The sequence below is a fragment of the Pseudomonas sp. NPDC086581 genome, from assembly GCF_044746165.1.
GTDB lineage: Bacteria > Pseudomonadota > Gammaproteobacteria > Pseudomonadales > Pseudomonadaceae > Pseudomonas.
In genome coordinates, this window is the sequence record NZ_JBIVBR010000013.1 from 189,366 (window position 1) to 214,905 (window position 25,540).

The following is a 25,540-nucleotide window of genomic DNA, read 5'->3' on the forward strand; positions in this document are numbered from 1 at the left end:
GCCCAGGATCGGACGCCTGCACGCCTGCGACGGAGCCGATCCCATGCGTATCACCCTGGTGAAGAAAGTCCTGGCCGATGGCCAGGACTGCCGCAAGTGCCGCGAAGTCCACGAACGCCTGGTCAAGGGCGGCTATCTGAGTCGAATCGACCGCACCCTGGTCGCCGACGAGCGCAACCCCGCCAGCACCGGCTGGCTGGTCGCCGCGCAGTACGGCGTGGACACCGCACCCTTTTTCGTCGTCCGCCACGATGACGGCCACGAGGTCGTCTACACGGTGTTCATGAGCTTCCTCCACGAAGTGCTCGAAGGCCGGGGCGAACTCCCGCTGGACTCCCGCGAAGCCCTGGCCGAACTGGCCCAGCGCGACGACCTCGATCGCCTCTGAGCGCCGCCTTTGACGCTTTCTTGATGCCCGTCCGGCCAGACTGTTTGTTCCTTCCCTGACGTACAAGGATGTAACTCATGGCAGACGGCTCGGACTCCACACACCCTCGCATTCCCGGCACAGTCTGGGCGCTGGGCTTTGTCAGCCTGTTCATGGACGTGTCCTCCGAATTGCTGCACAGCCTGCTGCCGCTGTTTCTGGTCGGTAGTCTGGGGCTGAGCATGGTCGCGGTGGGCCTGATCGAAGGCATCGCCGAAGCCACCGCGCTGATCGTCAAGGTGTTCTCCGGCGCCATCAGCGACTTCCTCGGTCGGCGCAAGGGCTTGGTGCTGTTCGGCTATGGCCTGGCGGCGCTGTCCAAGCCGCTGTTCCCGTTGGCTACCTCCGGCGAGACCATCTTCGCCGCGCGCCTGCTCGACCGTATCGGCAAGGACATCCGCGGCGCACCACGCGATGCACTGATCGCGGACGTTTCGCCGCCGTCGATCCGTGGCGCGTGCTTCGGACTGCGCCAGTCCATGGATACCGTCGGCGCCTTCGCCGGCCCGCTGCTGGCCATCGTGCTGATGCTCTGGCTGGGCAACAACCTGCCGCTGGTGTTCTGGTTCGCCTGCATTCCCGCCGGCATCGCGGTGCTGGCCATCATCTTCTTCGTCAAGGAACCGGAACAGGCGGAAGGCACCCAGCGCTTCCGCTCGCCGATCCATCGCGATGCGCTGCTCAGCTTCCCGGCGCGCTACTGGTGGGTGGTCGGCGTCGGCGCGGTGTTCACCCTCGCCCGCTTCAGCGAAGCCTTTCTGGTGCTGCGCGCCCAGGACATTGGCCTGCCGATGGCCTGGACGCCAATCGTCATGGTGGTGATGGCCCTGGTATTCATGCTCTCGGCCTACCCGGTGGGCTGGTGGTCGGACCGCACCGACCGCACCGGCCTGCTGGCTATCGGCATGCTCCTGCTGGTGGCGGCCGACCTGCTGCTGGCCTGGGCCGACTCCACGCCGCTGATGCTCGTCGGCGTCGCACTGTGGGGCCTGCACATGGGCTTCACCCAGGGACTGCTGGCGACCTTGATCGCCGATACCACGCCAGCCGATCTCAAGGGCACCGCATTCGGTGTGTTCAACCTGGCAAGCGGCGTCGCCATGCTGCTGGCCAGCATACTGGCCGGCTGGCTGTGGCAGAGCTTCGGCGCCAGCTGGACCTTTCTGATTGGCGCGGCACTCGCCTTCGCCGCCCTGCTGTTGCTGCGCTGGCGTATCCACTGAAGTCAGCAATGAAAAAGCCCGGCAGATGCCGGGCTTTTTTCGGGTACGGGCCGCGATCAGTAGATCGGCAACTCGATGCCGTCGAACAGCTCGTCCAGCTCGGTCTTGTTGTGGCACTGCACGGCCTTGGCCAGCAGGTCGCGGGTCAGGTGCGGGGCGAACTTCTCGATGAAGTCGCACATGAAGCCACGCAGGAAGGTGCCGCGACGGAAACCGATCTTGGTCACGCTGGACTCGAACAGGTGGCTGGCGTCGAGCATCACCAGATCGTTGTCCAGTTTCGGATCGACCGCCATGTGGGCCACGATGCCCACGCCCAGGCCCAGGCGCACGTAAGTCTTGATCACGTCGGCGTCGGCGGCGGTGAACACCACCTTCGGCACCAGGCCACGCTGGTTGAAGGCTTCGTCGAGCTTGGAGCGGCCGGTGAAGCCGAAAACGTAGGTGACGATGGGCTGCTCGGCGAGCAGTTCCAGGGTCAGTTTCGGCACCTTGGTCAGCGGGTGGCCCTGGGGCACGATCACGCAGCGGTTCCAGCGGTAGCACGGCATCATGATCAGGTCACCGAACAGCTCCAGCGCCTCGGTGGCGATGGCGAAGTCGACGGTGCCGTCGGCGGCCATCTCGGCGATCTGCATCGGCGTGCCCTGGTGCATATGCAGGGAGACGTCCGGGTACTGCTTGATGAAGCCGCTGATCACGCCGGGCAGGGCGTAACGCGCCTGGGTGTGGGTGGTGGCGATGGACAGCGTGCCCTTCTTCTCGTTGGAGAATTCCTGGGCGATCTGCTTGATGCTCTCGACCTTGCGCAGGATCTCGCCGGCGGTGGTGATGATGCGCTCGCCAGCCGGGGTGACGCGGGTCAGGTGCTTGCCGCTGCGGGCGAAGACTTCGACACCCAGCTCGTCTTCCAGCAGGCGAATCTGCTTGCTGATACCGGGCTGGGAGGTGTACAGGCTTTGGGCAGTGGCCGAGACGTTCAGATCGTGGTGCGCGACTTCCCAGATATAGCGCAGTTGTTGAAGCTTCATGGACTTTCCTCGAAATGAATGTCGCGACCCGCGATCAGGGCCTTGTCGTTTTATAACCATATTAATGGTTTAAGGAATAAAACTAGACGTTTTTTTTCGCCGTGCATGCCATTCGTCTAAAGCCCCACGGAAATTCCGGGCTTGGCCGACGTATCGTCACAAAGCTCTCAGCGGTGCTGCAGCATCGGCACCAGGTAGACCGGCACTTCGGCCAGCTGCACCAGGCGCGCAGCGGTGCGTCCCAGCGGCGCGTTCAGCCCATCACCGTGGCTGTGGCTGCCAGCGACGATGATGTCGACGTCCAGGCGCTTGGCCTCGTCGAGAATCACCATCGGCGCATCCCCCTGCACCACGCGCACCGAGCGGATCAGCTCGGCGTCCTGGCGCGCCTCCCCCAGTTCATCGCGGAACCCTTCCATAACCCGCTGCTCGATGCTGCCCATGACGTTGGTCAGGCCGTTGGTACGCATCTCCTTCAGCGTGCCTTCGTCCAGATAGGTCTGCAGGACGGATTCGGCGAACAACCCCAACGGTTCTACCGCGTGCACGACATACACCTCGGCTCCGTAGGCACGGGCCAGCGAAAGTGCGTGCTGAAGGACGTAGGGGGCGTAAAGACCGAGGTCGGTGGCGTAAAGAATCGTTCGGATCATGCGGCCTCCTCGACTGCCTGCGCGGCGGGGCCTATCCAGCAGCGTAGCAGGAGAACGCGAATCGCTCCGAGAAGGCCGGATGTCGCGGCCGGGCGGCTATCCCGAGACCTTCTGCTCGTTGCTCACGCCGTGGGGAACATGGCCGGTCGCCACCACCTCCCGTGCCTTCTCGCAGTGCATCGGCTGGTCGTCGAAGAACACGTCGGCGGCGAAGGCTTCGAGGAAGGCGGCCTTGTCCAGGCCACCGAGGAACAGCGATTCGTCGAGACGAATGTCCCACTCGCGCAGGGTGCGGATCACCCGCTCGTGGGCCGGTGCGGAGCGCGCGGTGACCAATGCCGTGCGGATCGGGCAGGACTCCTGCGGGAAGGCCTGCTGCACGCGGTTGAGCGCTTTCAGGAAGGGCTTGAACGGCCCGCCGCCCAACGGCTCGCGGGCGGACTCGCGCTCGTGGGTCTGGAAGGCTTCCAGGCCGCCCTGCTGGTAGACGCGCTCGGAGTCGTCGGAGAACAGCACGGCATCACCATCGAAGGCGAAGCGCAATTCGCCACTGGCTTCCCGGCGGGTGCCGCCGGAAAGGATGGTCGCGGCAGCGAAGCCGGCGTCCAGCGCATTGCGCACGTCCTCTATATGGGTGGAGAGGAACAGGTGGCAGTTGAACGCCTTGAGGTAGGGATAAGGGCTGCGGCCGCCGACGAAGGCGGCGCGGGAGATACCCAGGCCGTAGTGCTGGATGGAGTTGAACACGCGCAGGCCGGTGTCGGCGCTGTTGCGCGACACCAGTACGACTTCCACCGGTGCGCTATCGGTCCCGCCGTTCAGCGCGAGCAGCTTCTGCACCAGAGCAAAGGCATCGCCCGGCGGCAGGACTTCGTCCTCGCGGTCGATCTGGTACTGGCGATAGGCTTCGACGCCCTCGCTTTCATAGACCTGATGGCTTTCCCGGAGGTCGAACAGCGCCCGCGAGGAGATCGCCACTACCAGCTTGTCGCCCAGCCCTTTTGCCATGTTTCCCCCGGTGTTCGTCAGCGAGTCCGGTTGCGTGCGTCAATGAATCGCAGCGCGCGATACAGCGCCTCGATCTTAGGCAGTTCACGTCCGGCCCTGCGTGCGGCCTCCAGAGGCGCCGCGTAGATTGCGCCCAGCTCCAGCGGCCGGCGCTGGGCGAAGTCATGGTACATGCTGGGCAGGTAGTCCGGCATGGCGTCGGTGGAGTTGAGCATCGCCCCGACGATGCCCTGGGGCAGCGAGTGCCCGCACGCGGCGGCGCCGGCGATGACTTCCTCCATCAGTTCGGCCACCAGGGTGCGACTGTCGGGGTTGTCCATGATCGCCCGGGTGCCGCTGTCGAGCAGCACGGATAGCCCGTTGTAGGGGATATTCCAGACCAGTTTCTGCCAGCGCGCCTGCTCCAGGTTGGGCATGGCATTGGAGTCCAGGCCGGCGCTGCGGAACAGCGCTGCGCCCTCCTCCACGACCGCCTGGTGCGCTTCGGCCTCCTGGGCGGAGCCCGAGTGGTAACCGATGTTCACCCCGCCGAAGGCCTGGTGTTCGATCACGCCCGGCTCGGCACGGTGCACGCAGATGAAGCAGAGACCGCCGAGCAGGTGGATGTGTTCAGGCAGCAGCGCGCGCAACTCGTCTTCCACGGCGAGGCCGTTCTGCAGCAGCAGGACCTTCGCCCCCTGCCCGGCGGCCTGAATGATCAGCGGCGCGAGATCGGCGTTGCTGGTGGTCTTGGCGCCCACCAGCAGCCAGTCGCAGGGCGGCATCTTCGCCACGTCATCGTAGGCATTCACCGGCGACAGGCTCAGCGCGCCGTGCACCTGGCTGTTCAGGCGCAAGCCGTTCTGCGCGACGGTGGGATACTCGCTGCGTAGCAGAAAATGAACGTCATGGCCGGCGCGGGCCAGCATCAGGCCGTAAAAGCCGCCAATGGCGCCGGTTCCGATGATGCCGATTCGCAGATTCATCAAGGCAATTCCTCAGCAGGGCGCGCCAGGGCAGCGCGCAGGGCTTGGATCAGGGGTTCGGGGCGCAGCGGTGCGTGGACCGGGCCGAGGAAGTGGCCGTCGCGCACCAGGAACAGGGACGGCAAGTGGAAGACCTCGTAGCGCTCGACCAGCCCGCCGCTGTGCCCAGCGTCGATCCAGCACAGGCGGTCGATGGGCAGGCCGAACTCCGGCAGCACTTGCCTCGCCCAGCGACAGGTAGAGCAGCCTTCCCCGGTAAAAATCAGCAGCGACACGCCCGGCAGCTCCAGCAGCCGGCGGTCGGCGTCCAGGTCGGTCAGCTCGTGGGCCGGCACTATACTCAAGGTGCCACCACTATAAAGATTGCAGTCGGAGCGTTCCGTCATGCGTCAGTTCCTGCGTCACCCTTGCGATTTCCCGGTCGAGCTGGTCATCCGCAAACAGACTTTCCTGCCGCGCCAGCGGTTGCACAATATCAGCCTCGGCGGCGTCGCGTGCAATTCGCCACGGGGCTTTCGCCGCGGCACCTCTATCGAGCTGCGCATCCCCTTGCTGGGCGACTCCGCCTGCTACCCCGGCGTCATCGCCTGGAGCCGCAAGCAGGCCAGCGACTACCGTGTGGGCATTGCCTTCATCGACGAGGACACTCTGTTCCGGGCGCGCATGGTCGAGCAGGTCTGCCAGATAGAGCAGTACCGCCGCCAGCGGGAGCAGGCCAGCGGCGCCAGCCTGCCGTTCGAGACCCTGGCACTGGAGTGGATCGCGCAGAACGCCGCCGACTTCCCAATGTTTTGCGCGGTCTGATCGGCACCCCGCAGAAAGTCGCGCAAATGCCCGTGTTGCGGGCATTTTCCTGCATCGAGCCATTGTCGAGGCGCTGCCTGAACGGTTAAGGTTCGGGTTCCCCTTAGCGACACCTCTGCCTGCGCCCCATCGCACGGGGATTTCTGGCGGCCGGCACCCGTGACCTGATTGAGTACCACGATGGCTGATTTACAGATCGACGACCTTAACGTTGCCTCCAACGAGACACTGATCACGCCGGAGCAGCTCAAGCGCGAAATCCCCCTGACCGACGCCGCCCTGCGCACCGTCGCCAACGGCCGCCAGGTCGTCCGCGACATCCTTGATGGCAAGGACCACCGCCTGTTCGTGGTGATCGGCCCCTGCTCGATCCACGACATCAAGGCCGCCCACGAATACGCCGAGCGCCTGAAGGTGCTGGCCGCGGAAGTTTCCGACACGCTGTTCCTTGTGATGCGCGTGTACTTCGAGAAACCGCGCACCACGGTTGGCTGGAAAGGCCTGATCAACGACCCGTACCTGGACGACTCCTTCAAGATCCAGGACGGTCTGCACATCGGCCGCCAATTGCTGCGCGACCTCGCCGAGATGGGCCTGCCCACCGCCACCGAGGCGCTCGACCCGATCTCCCCGCAGTACCTGCAGGACCTGATCAGCTGGTCGGCCATCGGCGCGCGCACGACCGAATCCCAGACTCACCGCGAGATGGCTTCCGGCCTGTCCTCGGCGGTCGGCTTCAAGAACGGCACCGATGGCAGCCTGACCGTGGCGATCAACGCGCTGCAGTCGGTTTCCAGCCCGCACCGCTTCCTGGGTATCAACCAGGAAGGCGGCGTCTCTATCGTCACCACCAAGGGCAATGCCTACGGCCATGTAGTGCTGCGCGGTGGCAACGGCAAGCCGAACTATGACTCGGTCAGCGTCGCCCTGTGCGAACAGGAACTGACCAAAGCGAAGATCCCGCTGAACGTGATGGTCGACTGCAGCCACGCCAACTCCAACAAGGACCCGGCCCTGCAGCCGCTGGTGATGGACAACGTCGCCAACCAGATCGCCGAAGGCAACAACTCCATCGTCGGCCTGATGGTGGAAAGCCACCTGGGCTGGGGCGCTCAGCCGATCCCGAAGGACCTGTGCCAGCTGCAGTACGGCGTGTCGATCACCGATGCCTGCATCGACTGGGACACCACCGAGAAGGCCGTGCGCAGCATGCACGCCAAGCTCAAGGAAGTTCTGCCCAAGCGCCAGCGCGGCTGACACTCCAGGCACGCACGAAAAAGCCGGGCATCAGCCCGGCTTTTCTTTGGCGTGCGACAATTCCGCAGGCACAAAAAACCCGGCATGGGCCGGGTTTTTTTATTTCTGCGCGCTGAAAGTCAGAGCGCGGTATCGGTGTGGCGCTGGCGGCGTTCCAGGTAGCGCTCGACGTAGGAGCACGACGGGATGACGCTGTAGCCCTTGCGCTCGGCGAACTGCAGCGCATGTTCGGTGAGTGCGGCGGCGATACCACGGCCACGCAGGCTGTCCGGAACGAAGGTGCGATAGATGTCGAGCGTCTGCTTGCCCAGATCCATGTAGGCCAGATAGGCGCGATGACCATCAACAGTCGTTACGAACTGATGGCTGGTTTCATCATGCTGGATGGACAACGACTCACTCACTTGCTCTCTCCTTCGCAGGGCCTCACAACATGACCCGCACCTGATTGATCTTGTTCAGGCGGAGGAACATTTCCGCCGAGCCAGTCCCGATCAGGACAGTAATATAGACTCGGCCGTTCTCCACCTTGTGCAGCACACCCTGATAATAGGCACCATCAAACGTGATGAACTGCAGGCGCTTGCCAGTGTACTGGGCAAGGCTTTCAACGCTAACGAACTCATATTGCTGCGTTTTGGCCTGCGACTCAACCGTTTCCGGGGCCGAAACCATTTGATATTGGCTTTCCGGCGTGAGTTTTTCCTTAACCGGATCGACCCAGGCGAACCCCAGCGGTGTGACTGACTGCTGGTTCACTAAGACGACCGGATGCAGCATCTGGATCACATCCTTGGGCTCGAAAAATTGCAGACCGCCCCAGGTCATGCCTTCGCTCGGCGTCAACTCGATGCGCAGCGAGCGCGGATCTTCCAGGTAACGGCCATAAGCCTCAAGTATCGGCTTGTCGAGTGCGATGCGCTGCTGGCGCAGGGACTTGTCGAATTTCTCCAGCGAGAGCGCGGTATAGGCCTTCTGATCCACGCCCAGCTTGCCACGGCAGAATTCGCTGACCCGGCGCTGGTACTGGTTGTCGTTCATCTCGATAACGACCTGGGAGACCCGCGGCGGGTTCACGCGCATGTCGCCGGGACGCTCGGAAACGTTTATCAGCGTCATGCTGGTGTGCATGTCCAGCATGTCACGGGTATCGCTGCGCAGGTCGAAGGTCAGGGTCTGCGCACCTGGCTGCATGCGGTAGGAGAATTCGATATCCGACTCGAGGGTGCGGTACCCCATCTGCAGCAATTCGTCGACGCCGATATTGCGTACGTTGTCGCAGGCCACTTCGCTCATGGCGGTGAAGGCACTCTTCTCTGCCGGCTGGGCATACAGCGATTGCATGAAAGGACCGTGGATCTGCAGCTCGACACCCTTCAGGTCCACTGCCAACTGCTCCGGCAGCTTGCCCTCATCCAGGCGCTCCTTGAAGCTCAGCAGCTCGCGCAGCCCATTGAACTTCAGCTGGGCGTGGGAAACCTTCAGACTGTCGCCGGCCATGGGCACCCTGATCACCACGTTCTGCAATCCCACCCGGCCGTCGAACGACGAGGAGATGCCGCCATAGGTGATGTCCATGAACGGCGAGACGCGGGCTATGGCATCGTTCACCACACTGCGCACGGAAAGCCACAGCGACGCCTTGATAATGAGGGCGATCGCCACGACGGCAAAAAGGGACCACTTGAGAATCTTCGACATGGCAGGCACATCCTGGATTGTGCGAGAGCAGCGCGTAGGGATAGTGGCAGCTTAACAGTACGCCTGAGACCTCTCCACGAATGCAGTCGGAAATTGCGTGCACAGCGCACAGAAATCGCCCGAATCCAGTGGCATGCAGCTGACTCATCAGTCAGTCAAAACGCTTTACGCACCAGGCCCGTGTCAGTATGTTCTGGCCACTTCCAACCCAAGGACTGCAACCCAGGACCCTCTGCCATGAGTGAGCTGATCAGCTACCAATTCGAAGACGGCATCGCCATCCTGACCCTGAACAACGGCAAGGTGAACGCCATCTCCCCGGCGGTCATCGAAGCCTTCAACCAGGCCCTGGACCAGGCGGAAAAGGACCGTGCCATCGTCATCGTCACCGGCCAGCCAGGCATTCTCTCCGGCGGCTACGACCTCAAGGTGATGACCTCCGGCCCGGAAAACGCCGTGAACCTGGTGGCGTCCGGCTCCACCCTGGCCCGCCGCATGCTGTCCCACCCGTTCCCGGTCATTGTCGCCTGCACCGGCCACGCGGTAGCCAAGGGCGCGTTCATCCTGCTCTCGGCGGACTACCGTATCGGCGTCGACGGCCCGTTCCAGATCGGCCTCAACGAAGTGGCCATCGGCATGACCATGCACCACGTCGGCATCGAACTGGCCCGTGACCGCCTGCGCCGCTCCGCCTTCACCCGCTCCGTGGTGAACGCCGAAATGTTCAACCCGCGCGACGCCGTGGACGCCGGATTCCTCGACAAGGTGGTGCCGGCCGAACAACTTCAGGCCGCTGCTCTGGAGGCCGCCCAGCACCTGAAGAAGCTGAACATGACTGCCCACCGCAACACCAAGCTGAAAGTGCGCAAGCAGTTGCTGGAAACCCTGGACAAGTCCATCGAGTTGGACCGGAACCACCTGGTCTGATCGCCCGATGACAAAAAGCCCGGCCTGGTGCCGGGCTTTTTCATGCCATCACTATTACCCAAATAGCAACACTGATTAAGCCAGTTTGCTATTTTTCAAAAATTATTACGCATTAACCTATGGATGAACCCAAAACAAACCAACCCAGAGGTGTTCATCATGAAACTCAACATCATCGCCGCCAGTGTACTCGCCGCCGCTACCGCCTTTGCCGCCCAAGCCAGCTTCGCCGAAGAATCGCCGCTTATGCAGGACCGCATGGTTCACATGACCCAGGCCGCTATCGGGCAACAGCAGTCCGAACAGTCCGCCAGCCAGGTGAATGTCGAAGCCGCTTCCAAGCAGGGCTGAAACCTCCCATCCCGCCAGCCGCCTGCCGCAGGTGACGTCATGCAGCCCTGCCCGAAGCGAAAAGCCCGGCGTGATGCCGGGCCTTTCAGAGACGATGAAGCAACCTCAGTGCTTTTCGACGGCCGCCACGCCCGTCGCCTCCCCTCCCTGACGAGGGTCAAGCAGCCATGAAGCCCGCCAGAGTCCCGAAAACCTCCGATAGCGTCCCGCCACTCACCTCCTTGCGTCTGGTCGTAGCGCCGCTATCTATCAATCTGCCTGATACCGAGAACCAACCGGCATCGTTATTCAATCGAATTGACCAAAGCGACACTAGGCCATCACTTCCCCGAGCCCGAGTCGCCAGCATGAACCGCCAAGCCCACCGCTACGCCCGCAACGGCGCCCTCGCCGTCCTGGGGCTCTACACCATCGTGATCCTGGTAGTCACCGCCCTCAGCGCCGGCTTCGACGACGCGCGCCGTGCCCCAGTGGACAACATCGACCGCAGTGGGCTTTTCGAACGCTTCAACCAGGCGGTGCCAGTGGCTCTGCAGGGCCTTCAGGAAGCGCTCACACCTCACTCCTGATTCCGCTGCGCTGGCGCGTCGCGCCAGGCTGGCCAACACTCAATCCCAGCAGAACGACTCCCGACCGATCCGCAGCAGGGTGGGCTTCAGCATGGGCCGAGTCATTGCTTCCGCCGTCTACAGCAAGGGCCGCAAGGTCTCCGACATCCCGCTGGAGGACGGCTACCGCTGGGCGTGCCAGCCCGACCACTTCGTCTGGACCGGCCTGCAGGAGCCAACGCCGGAAGAGATGTTCAATCTTCAACGGCAGTTCAACCTGCACGAACTGGCCGTGTCAGACGCGCTGGAAAAGCACAGCCGGCCGAAGCTGGAAACCTTCGGTGATGCGCTGTTCATCGTCATCTACTCACCGATCCGCGCCGATAGTCGGCTGATGTTCGTCGAAACCCATCTCTTTGCCGGAATCGGCTACATCATCAGCGCACGCCACGGTTTCTCCCAGTCCTACGCCCAGGTCCGACAGCGCTGTGAGGCGCGGCCGCTGCTGCTGGCCCATGGCACCGACTTCGTGCTCTACGCCCTGCTGGATTTCGTGATGAGCAATTACGAGCCGGTGGTCGAGGCGATCCGCGCAGAGATTGAGGAGGTGGAACAAGAGGTGCTGCGCAAGTCGCTGACCCAGGAGCAGATCGAAAAGATCTACGGCCTGCGCCGTGAAGTACTGCGGCTCAGGCGCTATGCCGCGCCCATGGTGGAAATCTGCCAGGAGCTGCAGCGCCTGGACTTCCCCTTCATCGACAAGCAGATGCGCCCCTACTTCCGCGACGTGGCGATCCACGTGAACCGCCTGCTCGAAGACCTCACCACTTTGCGCGACGTGGCCAGCCAGACCATCGAGGTCGGGCTGGCGCTGGAGTCCTCGCGGCAGAGCGTGGTGCAGCGCAAGTTCGCCGCCTGGGCAGCCATCCTCGCGTTCCCCACCGCCGTGGCCGGCATCTACGGGATGAACTTCGAGTACATCCCGGAGCTGCACTGGCACTACGGCTACTTCCTGATCATGGGGCTGCTGGCGCTGGGCTGCGTCGGGCTATACATCAGCTTCAAGCAGGCGGATTGGCTTTAGTCCGGCCAGACGGCCATGCCCACGATAAGCACCTGCAAGGCGCTCTTCAGAAACAAAAACGCCGCTCGAATAAGCGGCGTTTTCAGTCAACACGGCAGGAATCAGGCCGCGCTCTTCTTCTCATCGCGACCTTGCTGGACGAAGCGCATCATCCATTCGCCGACTGCCGTCCCCTGGTGCGGGCGCGAGAGGCTGTCGATGCCGGACTGGAATACCGGCTCGCTGAAGATGTGCTTGCGCAGTTCGAGAATCGCCTGGGAATAGTCGCTCTGGAACTCCGGGTGGCCCTGGAAGCACAACACCTGATCGCCGATGGCGTAGGCGGCGTTCGGGCAGAAGTCGCTGGAGGCGATGCGACGCGCGCCGTGGGGCAGTTCGGTGACCTGGTCCTGGTGGCTGACCAGCAGGGTCAGGCCGTCGCCCGGCGCCGGGCTCATCCACTCCGGCTGCTCCTCGATGCGGTAGTCGTGGATGCCCACGCCCCAGCCCTGGCTCGCGCGCTCGGTCTTGCCGCCCAGCACCAGCGCCAGCAACTGGTGGCCGAAGCACACGCCCAGTAGCTTGTCGCCGCGCTCGTAGAGCTTGAGCACGTAGTCCTTGAGGGTCTGGATCCAGGGATCAGTGCCGAAGGAGTCCGCCTTGCTGCCGGTCACCAGATACGCGTCGAACTTCTCATCGTCGGGCGGGTAATGCCCTTCCACCACGTTGTAGACCGTGAATTCGGCCGGAACGGGTTGCTTGGCGAACAGTTGCTGGAACATCCAGCCATAGCCCTTGTACTGATCGATGAGTTCGGGGCGGAGGATGTCGGTTTCCAGAATGCAGATGTGCAACGACATGCAGGGGTGATTCCTGGGGGGTTAGCGGCTGATAAGGATGGTTTTCCTGACACTGATGAAACGCGCGTGAAAATTACGCCCTATTTTTTCACCACACAAGATGCCGAGCGGATTCTTGTGCAGGAATTTCAGGGGAAATACCGGAAAAACCGACTTCCTTCAATTGCACGGATGCACAGGGGTGACGGCCGGTTGGCAAGGATTCAGCCGATGGACAGCCTTTGCAGCACCAAGTTCGTCTCCAGCACCTGCGCGTACTCGCCCTGCAGATTGGCCAGCGACATGGCGTGAACTTCCTCGGCGCTGCGTTGCACACCGTTGAAATCGCGCTTGTCGAAGGCGAAACAGGCGTCCGCGACGACCTGCGCAGCGAAGCCCAGGTTGCCCGCAGAACGCGCCGTGGCCTCTACCGAGTTGTTGGTGCTGACCCCGCAGATCACCAGCGCCCCGATGTCCCGCACACGCAGCCAGCGCTCCAGCCCGCTGTTGATGAAAGCGTCGGGGACGTTCTTCTCCACCACGTGCTCATGCTCCAGCGGCGCCAGCGCATCCTGGAACTCGGCGCCCGGCTGTCCCGGCCAGAACGGTGAGCCCGGCGTGCGCGACATGTGGCGGATATGAACCAGCGGCCAACCTTCCCGGCGCCAGGCCGCCAGCAGTTCGCCGATGCGCTGCTCGGCCTGCGGGTTGTTGCGCGGCTCGCGGCTGTCACGCATGCCTTTCTGCTGGTCGATGATCAACAAGGCGGGAGGCGTCATCGGGGCGATCCTGCTGATGGGGAAGGCGCCATCCTACGATTTGCTCGGGCAAGAAAAAACCGGCCACTCGGGCCGGTTTTCTCATTCAGAGGAGAACGCCTCAGAAGCTCTCGCCCCGCGCCGCCTTCTCCAACAGCAGCGCCGGCGGTAGGAAGCGCTCTCCGTACTGCTCGGCCAGGTACTGGGCGCGAGCGACGAAGTCCTTCAGGCCGTACTGGTTGATGAACTGCAGCGCGCCGCCGCTCCAGGCCGCGAAGCCGATTCCGAAGATCGAGCCGATATTGGCGTCGGCGGTGGAGGTCAGCACGCCCTCCTCCACACAGCGCACCGTCTCGATCGCCTGCACGAAGAGAATGCGGTCGCGCACATCCTCGGCGGATATCTGCGCGTCAGCCTTCTCGAAGCGCTGCTTCAGCTCCGGCCACAGGTGCTTCTTGCCGTTGGCCGGATAGTCGTAGAAGCCAGCGCCGGCAGCTTTGCCCGGACGCTTGTACTCGTTGACCATCAGGTCCACCACGGCGAAGGCCGGATGCTTGGGCAACTGCTTGCCTTCGGCCTCCAGGTCCTTACGGGTCTGCTCGCGGATGTGGGTCATCAGGCTCATCGACACTTCGTCGCTGATCGCCAGCGGGCCCACCGGCATACCGGCCTGGCGCGCCTGGTTCTCGATCATCGCCGCCGACACGCCCTCGCCGAGCATGGCCAGGCCTTCGTTGGTGAAGGTACCGAACACGCGCGAAGTGAAGAAGCCACGGCTGTCGTGAACCACGATCGGGGTCTTCTTGATCTGCAGGACGTAGTCGAAGGCGCGAGCCAGGGTGACGTCGTCGGTCTTCTCCCCGCGGATGATCTCCACCAGCGGCATCTTGTCCACCGGGCTGAAGAAGTGCAGTCCGATGAACTTTTGCGGTTGCGCCACGGCTTCGGCCAGGCCGGTGATCGGCAGGGTCGAGGTGTTGGAGGCGATCACCGCATCGGGCAGCGCGGCGGATTCGGCGGCAGCGCTGACCTTGGCCTTCAGGCCACGGTCCTCGAACACCGCTTCGATGATCAGGTCGCAGCCTTCGAAGTCGGTGTCGCTGGCGGTCGGTTTGATCCGCGCGAGGAAGGCGTCGCGCTTCTCGGCGCTCATCTGGCCCCGGCCGACCTTCTTGTCCAGCAGGCCGGCGGAGTAGGCCTTGCCCTTCTCGGCGGCTTCGAGGGAAACGTCCTTGAGCACCACCTCGATGCCAGCGGCGGCCGAGACGTAGGCGATGCCCGCGCCCATCATGCCGGCGCCGACCACCCCGACCTTCTTCGTCTGCTGCGGCGGGACACCCTGCGGGCGGGACTTGCCGGCGTTGATCTCGTTGAGCTGGAACCAGAAGGTGCCGATCATGTTCTTCGCCACCTGGCCGGTGGTCAGCTCGGTGAAGTAGCGCGCCTCGATCAGTTGAGCAGTGTCGAAGTCCACCTGCGCGCCTTCGACGGCGGCGCACATGATCTTCTCCGGCGCCGGGAAGCAGCCCTTGGTCTTGTCGCGCAGCACGGACGGGGCGATGGCCAGCATCTGCGCCACGGCAGGGCTTGCCGGCGTGCCGCCGGGGATCTTGTAGCCGGCGCTGTCCCACGGCTGTTTGGCAGCCGGGTTGGCGGCGATCCACTCGCGGGCCTTGCTCAGCAGCTCTTCGCGGCTGGAGGCCAGTTGATGGATCAGGCCAGCCTTGAGCGCCTGGTCCGGGCGTACCTTCTTGCCTTCGGCCAGGTACGGCAGGGCTTTCTCCAGGCCGAGCAGACGCACCATGCGCACCACGCCGCCACCGCCGGGCAGCAGACCGAGGGTGACTTCCGGCAGGCCGAGCTGGACGTGGCTTTCATCCAGGGCGATGCGGTGGTGGCAGGCCAGGCAGATTTCCCAGCCGCCGCCCAGGGCCGCGCCGTTGATGGCGGCGACTACCGGCTTGCCGAGGGTTTCCAGGCGACGCAGCTGGCCCTTGAGCACCAGGATGCCTTCGTAGAAGGCCTGGGCATCGGCCTTGGTCACCTTGATCAGTTCATTGAGGTCGCCGCCAGCGAAGAAGGTCTTCTTCGCGGATGTGATCACCACGCCGGCAATCGAATCCTTCTCGGCTTCCAGGCGCGCCACGGTGGCGGCCATGGCCTCGCGGTAGACACCGTTCATGGTGTTGGCGCTCTGGCCGGGCATGTCCATGGTCAGGACGACGATATTGTCCTGGCCTTTCTCATAACGGATGGCGTCGGTCATTTTCTTGTTCTCCGGCCTCAAACCCTTTCGATAATCGTCGCGATACCCATGCCGCCGCCCACGCAGAGGGTGGCAAGGCCGTAGCGCAGGTTGCGCCGCTCCAGCTCATCCAGCAGGGTGCCGAGGATCATGCAGCCGGTGGCGCCAAGTGGATGGCCCATGGCGATGGAGCCGCCGTTGACGTTGACCTTGCTCTCCGGCACGCCCATGTCCTTCATGAACTTCATCACCACCGAGGCAAAGGCTTCGTTCACCTCGTAGAGGTCGATGTCCTCGGCCTTCAGCCCGGCCTTGGCCAGCGCCTTGCGGGTCGCCGGCGCGGGGCCGGTGAGCATGATGGTCGGGTCGGTACTGGTCACCGCGGTGGCGACGATGCGTCCGCGGGCCTTCAGGCCCAGTTCGCGGCCCTTGGCCTCAGAGCCGATGAGCATGGCGGTGGCGCCGTCGACGATGCCGGAGCTGTTGCCCGGCGTGTGCACGTGTTCGATGCGCTCGACGAAGCTGTACTTGCGCAGCGCGCTGGCGTCGAAGCCCATCTGCCCCATCATCTCGAAGCTGGGCTTGAGCGCGCCAAGGCCTTCGAGGGTGGAGTCGGCGCGGATGAATTCGTCGTGGTCGAGCAGGACGATGCCGTTCTGGTCTGTCACCGGCACCAGGGATTTGGCGAACAGCCCTTCGGCGCGGGCCTTGGCGGCCTTCTGCTGGGAGCGCAGGGCGAAAGCGTCGACGTCGGCGCGGCTGAAGCCTTCCAGGGTGGCGATCAGATCGGCGCCGATGCCCTGGGGGACGAAGCTGGTGTGCAGGTTGGTTTCCGGGTCCAGCGCCCAGGCGCCGCCGTCCGAACCCATGGGCACGCGGGACATGGATTCCACGCCGCCGACCACCACCAAGTCCTCGAAGCCCGAGCGCACCTTCATGGCGCCCAGGTTGACCGCTTCAAGGCCCGAGGCGCAGAAGCGGTTGATCTGCACGCCGGCGACTTGCTCGTCCCAGTCGGCCACCAGCGCAGCAGTCTTGGCAATGTCGGAGCCCTGGTCGCCCACCGGGGTCACGCAGCCGAGGACGATGTCGTCGACCTGGGCGGTATCGAGCTGGTTGCGCTGCTGCAGCGCGCGCAGGACACCGGCCATCAGGTTGACCGGCTTGACGCTGTGCAGCGCGCCGTCCTTCTTGCCCTTGCCGCGGGGAGTACGCACCGCGTCGTAAATGAATGCTTCGGTCATGGCGTTCTCTCTTAGAGTTGTCGTCACGCAGGCGTGGCGTGTCGGCCTACCTTAGCGGCGTATCGGCAAGGGGCAATGACCGCAGCGCTCAGCGCAATTGACCGCCACGCTCAGCGACCGACCGGCGGCGAAAAGCTCGAAGGCTCTGGAAAGGGCCTGTCGGGGAAGATGGACGAGCGGTCGAAAAGCTGAACGCAGCTGTCACGGTTCGGTCATATAGAGGGAATATGCCTGAAGCTGCAGGACTTGCTGCCAGATGGTCTAAGCCCGCGCGGCACTAGGCTTAGACTCAATCAGGCAGATGATGCGAAGAGTGCCGTTGCCGGGTTTTGCCGGCTCGGCTCGATAAACCAGAAGCCAAGGCATGCGCGTCACTATCAACAGGCCGTGAGTGAGCCGTGCCAAGAACAAGAAAGGCGGAAGGACATCATGGACAAACAATCGAGAAAATGGCGTCAGGCTAGCCTGATCGTGTTCGCAACCACTGTAGTCTTGATCATCCCCAATCTGAGTCGTCTGGTCGGCTAGGGCCAACACCCGGCTACCCCGCCGCTGCGTACCGCGCGCCGCCATCCGCGAGCCACGGTCAACGCAGCGCGGGAGCCACCTACCTCCTGCTACGCCCACACCTCTGCTAATGTTCCGCGGCCCACTCCCGCCACGGATGCGACCATGCGCCCACTGCTGCTGACGCTGCTCCTGCTCTGCCCCACCACCTTCGCCGCCACGCTCACCCTGGAATTGCCCGACGGCAAGCACGACTTGAGCACGGAACAGTTGCTGGCCAACCCAAAGGCGCAGGACATCGAGATTCCCGCCGACGTCTCCTACAACCGCACCATGCATTACCGCGCGGTGCCGCTGGCGGCGCTGCTGCAAGGTGTGCAGCCGGCCGACCACCTGCAGGCCGTGGCGCTGGATGGATTCGCCGCCGAACTGCCGGCCGCGCCGCTGCTGGCAGAAAAAGGTTCGCGCGCCTGGCTGGCCATCGAGGAGTCGGGTAAACCCTGGCCCCCGCTGGCCGAGGGCAAGCCATCCGCCGGGCCTTTCTACCTGGTGTGGAGCGATCCGAAAGCCGCTGGCATCGGCCCGGAGCAATGGCCCTTCCAGGTCGCCAGCATTCGTTACCTCAAGCCGCTGGCCGAGCGCTTCCCGGCGCTGCTGCCGGCGAAGAATGCGCCGGAATCAGTGCAGAAGGGCTTCGCCCAGTTCCAGAAGAACTGCCTGGCCTGCCACCGTCTGAACGGCGCCGGCGACTCTCAGTTCGGCCCGGACCTGAACCTGCCGCACAACCCCACCGAGTACTTCGCGCCGGGTTATCTCAAGCAGTACATCCGTGACCCGCAGAGCCTGCGGCACTGGCCGGAAGCGCGGATGAAGGGCTTCGCCGCCGATGTGATCAGCGATGCAGAACTGGACCAGATCGTCGCTTACCTGAAGCACATGGCGGGGCGGAAGGTGAAGGCTGGCGGGTAACCAAACCGGCACGGTAATGGCTCGCGAGCATGCTCACTCCTGCAGAGCATCCATCGAAAGTTCCGGGTGCATCGGCGCAAGGGATTGCCCTCACCCTAACCCTCTCCCAGAGGGAGAGGGGACCGTTCGGAGCAGGATGAAACGACCGCGTCAGCCGGCACGGACGGCTCCCTCTCCCCTTGGGAGAGGGCTGGGGTAAGGGGTTTCAGCTCAAGCGCAGATGCTTAACCAGGCCTCAGTGCCAGTAATCCCCCGGCGGCGCCGGCAGTTCGCCCAGCAACTGGCGCAGCCCGGCGCCCCACTGGTTACGAATGCCCTCGAAGTATGGGTCGCCCTCCTGGATGCGGTACCCCGCCGGCACTTCCAGGCTGCCCTCGCGGTACACCAGCAGGTCCAGCGGCATGCCCACCGAGAGGTTGCTGCGGATAGTCGAGTCGAAGCTGATCAGCGCGCAGCGCAGGGCTTGTTCCAGCGGCGTGGCGTAGCTCATGGCGCGGTCGATGATCGGCTTGCCGTACTTGCTCTCGCCGATCTGGAAGTACGGCGTATCACGGCATGACTCGATGAAGTTGCCCTGTGGGTAGACGTTGAACAGGCGCGGCACTTCAGTGCCTATCTGCCCGCCGACCAGGAAGGAACTGCCCAGGTCGACACCCTGGTTCTGGCCGATGTTCTCGTCATGATCGACCACCTCGCGCAGCGTCGTACCCACGAGGCGCGCGGCCTCGAAGAGATTTTCCACCGTGCCGAGGTTGGGCCCGTCGCTCCCCATGCGCTGGCGCAGCGTGCTGATCACCGACTGGGAGGTGGCCAGGTTGCCGGCGCTCTGCACCACGATCAGGCGCTCTCCCGGCGTGCCGAAGATATGCAGCTTGCGGAACACCGCGATGTTGTCGACGCCGGCGTTGGTGCGCGAATCGGAAACGAAGACCAGGCCCTGGGCGAGGTTCATGGCGACGCAGTAGGTCATGGCTTTCTCATGGCGGCGGGAACTGGCACCGATCTTATGCCGGTGCCGACGCTTGTGCCACGCAACCTCATCACTGCTGCGCCTGTTGCATCTGCTGCAGATGCCCAGGCGCCACGGTGACGCGGGCGTGCATCTGCTCGCCACCGCCGCCCCGGCGCATGCCGCGCACCGGACAGGCGTCGAGGTAATCCAGGCCCACCGCCAGCTTCAGGTGGCGCTCCGGGCGGTCCAGCACGTTGGTCACGTCGAAGCTGTACCAGGCGTCGTCGAGCCAGGCCTCGGCCCAGGCGTGGCTGGCCAGGTGGTCCTCGACGTCGGTATACAGGTAGCCGGACACATAGCGCGCCGGCACGCCCAGGTGGCGCAGGCAGGCGAGGAAGGCGTGGGCGTGGTCCTGGCAGACGCCCTGCCCCGCTGCGAAGGCTTCGGCGGCAGTGCTGTCGACCTGGGTCGAACCGGGCACGTAGGCGATGCGCTCGTTCAAGGCCTGCATCAGCCTGATCATCGCCTTGCGGTCGCGCCGCTCGGCGCACTGGGCGCGGGCGAACTCCTGCAGCGCGCCGTCGGCCTGGGTCAGGCGGGTGCTGCGCAGGAACGGCAGCGGCGACAGGTGATCGTGCTCGCGCTCGTTCTCCACGTCGATCTCCACCTGGCCGTGGGCGGCGATGACGATGGCCTCGTGGGGCTCGTCCAGGGTCAGCACGTGGAGGATGTTGCCGTAGGCATCGCGCTGCGGATGCGCCGGGCGCGGCAGGTGCAGCTGCCAGTCGAGCACGTGCTGGCGCTCGCTTTCCTGCGGGGTCAGGCGCAGGTACTGGATGCTCGCGCGCACCTGGTCTTCGTAGCGGTAGGTGGTGTCATGGCGGATGGAGAGTTTCATGCGGCCTCCAGGTACGAGCTGTGAATGGCGTTGGCGAGCTGACGAACCAGCCCGATATGGTCGGTGATCCAGGGATGCAGGCCGCTGCCCAGCACTTCGTCGATACCGGTGTAGCGCACCCGCGCCTCCAGTTCGGCGGCCAGACGCTGGGCCGGGCGGCCGTTGATGCCGGGCAGGCTGGCGAGGATCTGGCGCAGCTCTTCGGCGCAGGCCAGCAGCGAGCGCGGGACGTCCTCGCGCAACAGCAGGAGTTCGGCGATATTCCGTGCGTTGAGGGCGTCGCGGTACAGCTCGGTGTAGCCCTCGAACGCCGACAGCGCGCGCAGCAGCGCGGTCCACTGGTAGTAGCCGCGCGCCGTGCCTTCGGCCGGGCCGGCACTGTGCTCGCCCAGCACCTGATGCCGTGCGTCGAGCAGGCGCAGAGTGTTGTCGGCGCGCTCGATGTAGGTGCCCAGGCGGATGAAGTGGAAGGCATCGTTGCGCATGCTGGTGCCGAAAGTGGCGCCGCGGAACAGGTGCGAGCGGTCCTTCACCCATTCGCAGAAGTGGCTGATGCCGTAGCGCAGCAGGCCCTGGTGGGCGATGTCGCGCATCTCCAGCCAGGTGGCGTTGATGTTCTCCCACATGTCGGTGGTGATCCGTCCGCGCACCGCATGGGCGCCGGCACGGGCCGCGCCGAAGCAGGAATAGATGCTCGCCGGGTTCTGCGCATCGAGGGCGAAGAAGTTCAGCAGGCGCTCAGCGTGCAGGTCGCCGTGGCGGGCGAGGTAGGCGTCGAGGTTGCCGGTGATCAGCAGCGGCATGGCCAGTTCTTCCAGGCCATCGCCACGGCCGTCCTGGGGCATCAGCGACAGCGAGTAGGACACGTCGAGCATGCGCGCGAGGTTCTCGGCGCGCTCCAGGTAGCGCGACATCCAGTACAGGTCGGAAGCGGTTCTACTGAGCATGTTTAATCCCCCACCACCCAGGTGTCCTTGGTACCGCCACCTTGTGACGAGTTGACGACCAGCGAACCTTCGCGCAGCGCCACGCGGGTCAACCCGCCGGGCACCAGGCGCACGTTGTCCGGCGCGGACAGAACGAACGGCCGCAGGTCGATGTGGCGCGGGGCGATGCCGTTCTCGACGAAGGTCGGGCAGGTCGACAGGCTCAGGGTCGGCTGCGCGATGTACGCCTCCGGACGCGCCATCAGCCGGGCGCGGAAGGCTTCGATTTCGGCGCTGCTGGCGGCCGGCCCGACCAGCATGCCGTAGCCGCCGGAGCCCTGGGCTTCCTTCACCACCAGCTCGGGCAGGTGCGCCAGCACGTGGGACAGGTCCTGCGGCCGGCGGCACTGCCAGGTCGGAACGTTGTGCAGGATCGGTTCCTGGTCGAGGTAGAAGCGGATCATTTCCGGCACGTAGGGATAGACGGATTTATCGTCGGCCACGCCAGTACCGATGGCGTTGGCCAGCACCACGTTGCCCGCGCGATAGGCGGCCAGCAGGCCGGGCACGCCGAGCATGGAGTCGGGGTTGAAGGCCAGCGGATCGAGGAAGTCGTCGTCGACGCGCCGGTAGATCACGTCCACCGGCATCGGGCCGGAGGTGGTACGCATGTAGACGCGCTCGTCGCGGACAAACAGGTCGGCGCCTTCCACCAGCTCCACGCCCATCTCGCGCGCAAGGAAGGCGTGCTCGAAATAGGCGCTGTTGAAGCGGCCCGGCGTCAGCACCACCACGCAGGGCTGCTCCACTTCGCTGGCCTGGCGCAGGGTGTCGAGCAACAGGTTCGGGTAGTGGTCGATGGGCGCGATGCGCTGGGCGCCGAACAGTTCGGGGAACAGGCGCATCATCATCTTGCGGTTCTCCAGCATGTAGGAGACGCCGCTGGGAGTGCGCAGGTTGTCTTCGAGGACGTAGTAGGCGCCGTTGCCGTCGCGCACCAGGTCGATGCCGGCGATGTGCGCGTAGACGTTGCCGGGCACGTCCAGGCCCTGCATCGCCAGTTGGTACTGGTCGTTGGCCAGGACCTGCTCGGGCGGGATCAGGCCTTCCTTGAGGATGCGCTGGTCGTGGTAGAGGTCGGCGAGGAACAGGTTGAGCGCCTGCACCCGCTGGATGCAGCCGGCCTCGATGATCTTCCACTCGCTGGCGGGGATGCTGCGCGGGATGGTGTCGAAGGGGATCAGGCGCTCGGTGCCCTGGTCGTCGCCATAGAGGGTGAAGGTGATACCCGCGCGATAAAACAGCAGGTCGGCCTCTCGGCGGCGCTGCTGCAGCTGTTCGCCGGGCATGTCCGCCAGCCAGCGGGCGAACTCCGTGTAGTGCGGTCGGCAGGCGCCAGCGGCGTCATGCATTTCGTCATAGAACACCCGAGCCATCTTCCACTCCTTGTTGCCGCTCTCACTCGGCAACAGAGCTTCGCAAGGCTCGTGCCAGAGGTCGATTTCCTGTCCATTCAATGACTTGCAAAGGCTGTTGGCGCAGACCGCACTGCCATGGTGCGAAACCGCTGCAGGCCGCGTGCGCTGCGCCCTTTTTGCGCCCACGGGCCGCGCCGGGGCTCGCTTGTCAGCCTCCGGGGCCAGAACTACGCTGCAAGAGCGTGGCCATTCCCCATGGACACGCAGCGGTGAACGGAGGTGCCATTTTTCTGCGCGCTGGTTCCGCAGTGGCTCCCACACGAAGAACAACAGGAGTCCGTCCATGTCATCCGTGCAATTGTCTTCAGCGAAAGTCGCGGCGCTGGCTTTCGCCGGCATCAGCCTGCTCGCCAGCGGTTCGTTGCAGGCCGCCGAGGCGCTCAAGCAGCTGGGCAACCCCGAAGGCGCCCTCGATATCATTGCCTGGCCCGGCTACATCGAACGCGGCGAGAGCGACAAGAACTACGACTGGGTGAGCCAATTCGAGAAGGACACTGGCTGCAAGGTCAACGTGAAGACCGCCGCCACCTCCGACGAGATGGTCAGCCTGATGGCCAAGGGCGGCTACGACCTGGTCACCGCCTCCGGCGACGCCTCGCTGCGGCTGGTCTACGGCAAGCGCGTGCAGCCGATCAACATCGCCCTGGTGCCCAACTGGAAGAACGTCGACCAGCGCCTGCAGGACGCGCCCTGGCACACGGTGGACGGCAAGCACTACGGCACGCCCTACCAGTGGGGGCCGAACGTGCTGATGTACAACACCAAGGTCTTCCCCAAGGCGCCGGAAAGCTGGAGTGTGGTGTTCAGCGAACAGAAGCTGCCCGACGGCAAGAGCAACAAGGGCCGCGTGCAGGCCTACGACGGCCCGATCTACATCGCCGACGCTGCGCTCTACCTGAAGACCGCCGAGCCCAAGCTGGGCATCCAGGACCCCTACGAGCTCAACGAGGAACAGTACGCCGCCGCGCTCAAGCTGCTGCGTGAACAGCAGAAGCTGATCCACCGCTACTGGCACGACGCGACGGTGCAGATGAGCGACTTCAAGAACGAGGGCGTGGCCGCTTCCGGCTCCTGGCCGTATCAGGTGAACGCGCTGCTGGGCGAGAAGCAGCCGATCGCCTCCACCATCCCCGGCGAAGGCGTCACCGGCTGGGCCGACACCACCATGCTGCACGTCGACGCCAAGCACCCGGTGTGCGCCTACAAGTGGCTGAACTGGTCGCTGGAACCCAAGGTGCAGGGCGACGTCGCCGCCTGGTTCGGCTCGGTACCGGCCGTGCCGGACGGCTGCACCGGCAGCCAGTTGCTCGGCGCCCAGGGTTGCGCCACCAACGGCTACGACCAGTTCGATCGCATCGCCTTCTGGAAGACCCCGCAGGCCAAGTGTTCCCAGGGGCAGTGCGTGCCGTACAGCCGGTGGACGCAGGATTACATTGCGATCATGGGGGGCCGGTGACACTTCCGCGATTGAGAGCCCCTCTCCCCAGCCCTCTCCCTGAAGGGAGAGGGAGTCGTTCGAGCGGGAGCTGATAGCTGAGCCAGCCGGAAACTTCGTTTTCGCAGTGAGTGGTGAATCAACCGCGCTCGCCGAACAGTCCCCTCTCCCTTCAGGGAGAGGGTTAGGGAGAGGGAGCGCGATATGAGCCACACCATGATCTCCAGCTGACCAAGCGCCCTTCCCCCCATGCGCTACCTTTTCTGATGCAGCCCCGCCATTCAGGTAGCCAGCAGCATGACCACAGCCGTCCAGTTCACCGACGTGAGCCGTCATTACGGCGAGGTGCGCGCCGTCGATTCGGTATCCATCGAGATCCGCGACGGCGAGTTCTTCTCCATGCTCGGCCCTTCCGGCTCGGGCAAGACCACCTGCCTGCGGCTGATCGCCGGCTTCGAGCAACCCACCTCCGGCTCCATCCGCATCCATGGCGCGGAAGCGTCGGGCCTGCCGCCCTACGAGCGCGACGTGAACACGGTGTTCCAGGACTACGCGCTGTTCCCGCACATGAGCGTGCTGGACAACGTCGCCTACGGCCTGAAGGTGAAAGGCGTGGCCAAGGCCGAGCGCTACCACCGCGCCGAAGAGGCCCTCGGCATGGTCGCCCTGGCCGGCTACGGCAAGCGCAAGCCGGCGCAGCTCTCCGGTGGCCAGCGCCAGCGCGTCGCCCTGGCTCGTGCGCTGGTGAATCGCCCGCGCGTACTGCTGCTGGACGAACCCCTCGGCGCGCTCGACCTGAAGCTGCGCGAACAGATGCAGGTGGAGCTGAAGAAGCTGCAACGCCAACTCGGCATCACCTTCATTTTCGTCACTCATGACCAGAGCGAAGCGCTGTCCATGTCCGACCGCGTGGCGGTGTTCAACAAGGGCCGCATCGAACAGGTCGACACCCCCGGCAACCTCTACCGGCGCCCCGCCACGCGCTTCGTCGCCGAGTTCGTCGGCACTGCCAACGTGCTGCGCGGCGACCTCGGCCAACGCCTGCTGGGCGAGTCGCGCCCGCACTCGCTGCGCCCCGAGCACGTGCGCTTCGGCCATGCAGGCGAAGGCGAACTGGAAGTCAGCGGCACGCTGTTCGACGTGCAGTACATGGGTGCCAGCAGCCGCTACGAGATCGAACTGGAAAACGGCGTGCGTCTGGTGGCCGCCCTACCCAATGGCGAGCGAGAGGAGCAACGGCCGAAACCGGGTGACGCGGTGACCGCCTGCTGGGCGCGCAGCGCGCTGGTGCCGCTGCTCGAGGAACCGGCGCCGTGAGGGCGATCTCCAGC

General features: G+C 64.5%; 26 protein-coding genes. 11 read left to right on the forward strand and 15 right to left on the reverse strand.

Annotated elements, in window-relative coordinates:
- Positions 1 to 43: 43 nt before the first annotated feature.
- Positions 44 to 388 carry a hypothetical protein gene (locus ACIPK7_RS24635; RefSeq protein WP_192433754.1) on the forward strand — a complete coding sequence of 115 codons (345 nt, stop codon included), beginning with the start codon at positions 44 to 46 and terminating at the stop codon, positions 386 to 388.
- A 77-nt stretch (positions 389 to 465) separates the two neighbouring features.
- Positions 466 to 1,650: an MFS transporter gene (locus ACIPK7_RS24640; protein ID WP_401090768.1), complete on the forward strand. Its 1,185-nt coding sequence runs from the start codon at positions 466 to 468 to the stop codon at positions 1,648 to 1,650.
- 56 nt (positions 1,651 to 1,706) lie between these two features.
- On the opposite strand, the gene cysB is transcribed toward ACIPK7_RS24640, so the two are convergent.
- From cysB to ACIPK7_RS24665, 5 genes are all read right to left on the reverse strand, one after another.
- On the reverse strand, positions 1,707 to 2,681 hold the full coding sequence (gene cysB / locus ACIPK7_RS24645) for an HTH-type transcriptional regulator CysB (protein WP_192433759.1): 975 nt from the start codon (positions 2,679 to 2,681) through the stop codon (positions 1,707 to 1,709).
- Positions 2,682 to 2,848: 167 nt separating this feature from the next.
- The gene (locus ACIPK7_RS24650) at positions 2,849 to 3,334 is read right to left on the reverse strand and encodes a universal stress protein (RefSeq protein WP_192433761.1); all 486 of its coding nucleotides are present in this window, start codon (positions 3,332 to 3,334) and stop codon (positions 2,849 to 2,851) included.
- Between the two features lie 96 nt (positions 3,335 to 3,430).
- Entirely contained in the window at positions 3,431 to 4,342 is a 912-nt protein-coding gene (locus ACIPK7_RS24655) for a 5'-nucleotidase (protein ID WP_401090770.1), read from the reverse strand.
- 17 nt (positions 4,343 to 4,359) lie between these two features.
- The gene (locus ACIPK7_RS24660; RefSeq protein ID WP_401090772.1) at positions 4,360 to 5,307 is read right to left on the reverse strand and encodes a putative 2-dehydropantoate 2-reductase; all 948 of its coding nucleotides are present in this window, start codon (positions 5,305 to 5,307) and stop codon (positions 4,360 to 4,362) included.
- Entirely contained in the window at positions 5,307 to 5,693 is a 387-nt protein-coding gene (locus tag ACIPK7_RS24665; RefSeq protein ID WP_401090774.1) for a thioredoxin, read from the reverse strand. Before ACIPK7_RS24665 ends, ACIPK7_RS24660 begins: the two co-directional genes overlap by 1 nt.
- Here ACIPK7_RS24665 and ACIPK7_RS24670 point away from each other — a divergent pair.
- Together ACIPK7_RS24670 and ACIPK7_RS24675 are read left to right on the forward strand one after the other, a co-directional pair.
- Complete coding sequence (locus ACIPK7_RS24670; protein ID WP_192433769.1) at positions 5,692 to 6,111, forward strand: PilZ domain-containing protein; 420 nt, start codon at positions 5,692 to 5,694, stop codon at positions 6,109 to 6,111. The two genes, ACIPK7_RS24665 and ACIPK7_RS24670, sit on opposite strands and share 2 nt — an antisense overlap.
- A 180-nt stretch (positions 6,112 to 6,291) precedes the next feature.
- Positions 6,292 to 7,368 (forward strand): 3-deoxy-7-phosphoheptulonate synthase, encoded by a 1,077-nt coding sequence (locus ACIPK7_RS24675; protein ID WP_138216372.1) that lies wholly within the window; start codon positions 6,292 to 6,294, stop codon positions 7,366 to 7,368.
- A gap of 119 nt (positions 7,369 to 7,487) precedes the next feature.
- Here the strand turns inward: ACIPK7_RS24675 and ACIPK7_RS24680 are convergent, their stop codons facing one another.
- Positions 7,488 to 7,772 (reverse strand): GNAT family N-acetyltransferase, encoded by a 285-nt coding sequence (locus ACIPK7_RS24680; RefSeq protein ID WP_024765462.1) that lies wholly within the window; start codon positions 7,770 to 7,772, stop codon positions 7,488 to 7,490.
- A 22-nt stretch (positions 7,773 to 7,794) separates the two neighbouring features.
- Positions 7,795 to 9,069 (reverse strand): hypothetical protein, encoded by a 1,275-nt coding sequence (locus tag ACIPK7_RS24685; protein ID WP_401090776.1) that lies wholly within the window; start codon positions 9,067 to 9,069, stop codon positions 7,795 to 7,797.
- A gap of 237 nt (positions 9,070 to 9,306) precedes the next feature.
- Between ACIPK7_RS24685 and ACIPK7_RS24690 the strand changes: the two genes are divergently transcribed.
- From ACIPK7_RS24690 to ACIPK7_RS24705, 4 genes are all read left to right on the forward strand, one after another.
- The gene (locus ACIPK7_RS24690; RefSeq protein WP_401090778.1) at positions 9,307 to 9,996 is read left to right on the forward strand and encodes a crotonase/enoyl-CoA hydratase family protein; all 690 of its coding nucleotides are present in this window, start codon (positions 9,307 to 9,309) and stop codon (positions 9,994 to 9,996) included.
- Between the two features lie 159 nt (positions 9,997 to 10,155).
- Positions 10,156 to 10,347 carry a hypothetical protein gene (locus tag ACIPK7_RS24695; protein WP_192433776.1) on the forward strand — a complete coding sequence of 64 codons (192 nt, stop codon included), beginning with the start codon at positions 10,156 to 10,158 and terminating at the stop codon, positions 10,345 to 10,347.
- A gap of 347 nt (positions 10,348 to 10,694) precedes the next feature.
- The gene (locus tag ACIPK7_RS24700) at positions 10,695 to 10,916 is read left to right on the forward strand and encodes a hypothetical protein (protein WP_192433778.1); all 222 of its coding nucleotides are present in this window, start codon (positions 10,695 to 10,697) and stop codon (positions 10,914 to 10,916) included.
- 91 nt (positions 10,917 to 11,007) lie between these two features.
- Complete coding sequence (locus ACIPK7_RS24705; protein WP_081520665.1) at positions 11,008 to 11,979, forward strand: magnesium and cobalt transport protein CorA; 972 nt, start codon at positions 11,008 to 11,010, stop codon at positions 11,977 to 11,979.
- A 101-nt stretch (positions 11,980 to 12,080) separates the two neighbouring features.
- On the opposite strand, the gene ACIPK7_RS24710 is transcribed toward ACIPK7_RS24705, so the two are convergent.
- The 4 genes from ACIPK7_RS24710 to ACIPK7_RS24725 form a co-directional block, all read right to left on the reverse strand.
- Positions 12,081 to 12,818, reverse strand: a complete 738-nt coding sequence (locus ACIPK7_RS24710) for an amidotransferase (protein WP_401090780.1) — start codon at positions 12,816 to 12,818, stop codon at positions 12,081 to 12,083.
- 203 nt (positions 12,819 to 13,021) lie between these two features.
- Positions 13,022 to 13,576 (reverse strand): cysteine hydrolase family protein, encoded by a 555-nt coding sequence (locus ACIPK7_RS24715; protein WP_401090782.1) that lies wholly within the window; start codon positions 13,574 to 13,576, stop codon positions 13,022 to 13,024.
- 100 nt (positions 13,577 to 13,676) lie between these two features.
- Positions 13,677 to 15,821 carry a 3-hydroxyacyl-CoA dehydrogenase NAD-binding domain-containing protein gene (locus ACIPK7_RS24720; protein WP_401090783.1) on the reverse strand — a complete coding sequence of 715 codons (2,145 nt, stop codon included), beginning with the start codon at positions 15,819 to 15,821 and terminating at the stop codon, positions 13,677 to 13,679.
- A 17-nt stretch (positions 15,822 to 15,838) separates the two neighbouring features.
- Positions 15,839 to 17,044: an acetyl-CoA C-acetyltransferase gene (locus ACIPK7_RS24725; protein ID WP_054908479.1), complete on the reverse strand. Its 1,206-nt coding sequence runs from the start codon at positions 17,042 to 17,044 to the stop codon at positions 15,839 to 15,841.
- Between the two features lie 672 nt (positions 17,045 to 17,716).
- Between ACIPK7_RS24725 and ACIPK7_RS24730 the strand changes: the two genes are divergently transcribed.
- Entirely contained in the window at positions 17,717 to 18,520 is an 804-nt protein-coding gene (locus ACIPK7_RS24730) for a cytochrome c (protein ID WP_192433791.1), read from the forward strand.
- Between the two features lie 235 nt (positions 18,521 to 18,755).
- Here ACIPK7_RS24730 and ACIPK7_RS24735 read toward each other — a convergent pair whose 3' ends face one another.
- The 4 genes from ACIPK7_RS24735 to ACIPK7_RS24750 all read right to left on the reverse strand — a co-directional run bounded on the left by ACIPK7_RS24735 (position 18,756) and on the right by ACIPK7_RS24750 (position 22,732).
- Entirely contained in the window at positions 18,756 to 19,490 is a 735-nt protein-coding gene (locus tag ACIPK7_RS24735; RefSeq protein WP_192433793.1) for a proteasome-type protease, read from the reverse strand.
- 70 nt (positions 19,491 to 19,560) lie between these two features.
- Complete coding sequence (locus ACIPK7_RS24740) at positions 19,561 to 20,370, reverse strand: transglutaminase family protein (RefSeq protein WP_192433795.1); 810 nt, start codon at positions 20,368 to 20,370, stop codon at positions 19,561 to 19,563.
- Positions 20,367 to 21,317, reverse strand: coding sequence for an alpha-E domain-containing protein (locus ACIPK7_RS24745; protein ID WP_192433797.1), 951 nt, complete (start codon positions 21,315 to 21,317; stop codon positions 20,367 to 20,369). Before ACIPK7_RS24745 ends, ACIPK7_RS24740 begins: the two co-directional genes overlap by 4 nt.
- Positions 21,318 to 21,319: 2 nt before the next feature.
- A complete protein-coding gene (locus ACIPK7_RS24750) occupies positions 21,320 to 22,732 on the reverse strand; it encodes a circularly permuted type 2 ATP-grasp protein (protein ID WP_192295392.1) in 1,413 nt (470 codons plus the stop codon).
- A 325-nt stretch (positions 22,733 to 23,057) separates the two neighbouring features.
- On the opposite strand from ACIPK7_RS24750, the gene ydcS reads away from it, so the two are divergent.
- Positions 23,058 to 24,230, forward strand: coding sequence for a putative ABC transporter substrate-binding protein YdcS (ydcS, locus tag ACIPK7_RS24755; RefSeq protein ID WP_192433800.1), 1,173 nt, complete (start codon positions 23,058 to 23,060; stop codon positions 24,228 to 24,230).
- Positions 24,231 to 24,506: 276 nt separating this feature from the next.
- Positions 24,507 to 25,526, forward strand: coding sequence for an ABC transporter ATP-binding protein (locus ACIPK7_RS24760; RefSeq protein WP_401090787.1), 1,020 nt, complete (start codon positions 24,507 to 24,509; stop codon positions 25,524 to 25,526).
- The last annotated feature ends 14 nt before the right edge of the window (positions 25,527 to 25,540 follow it).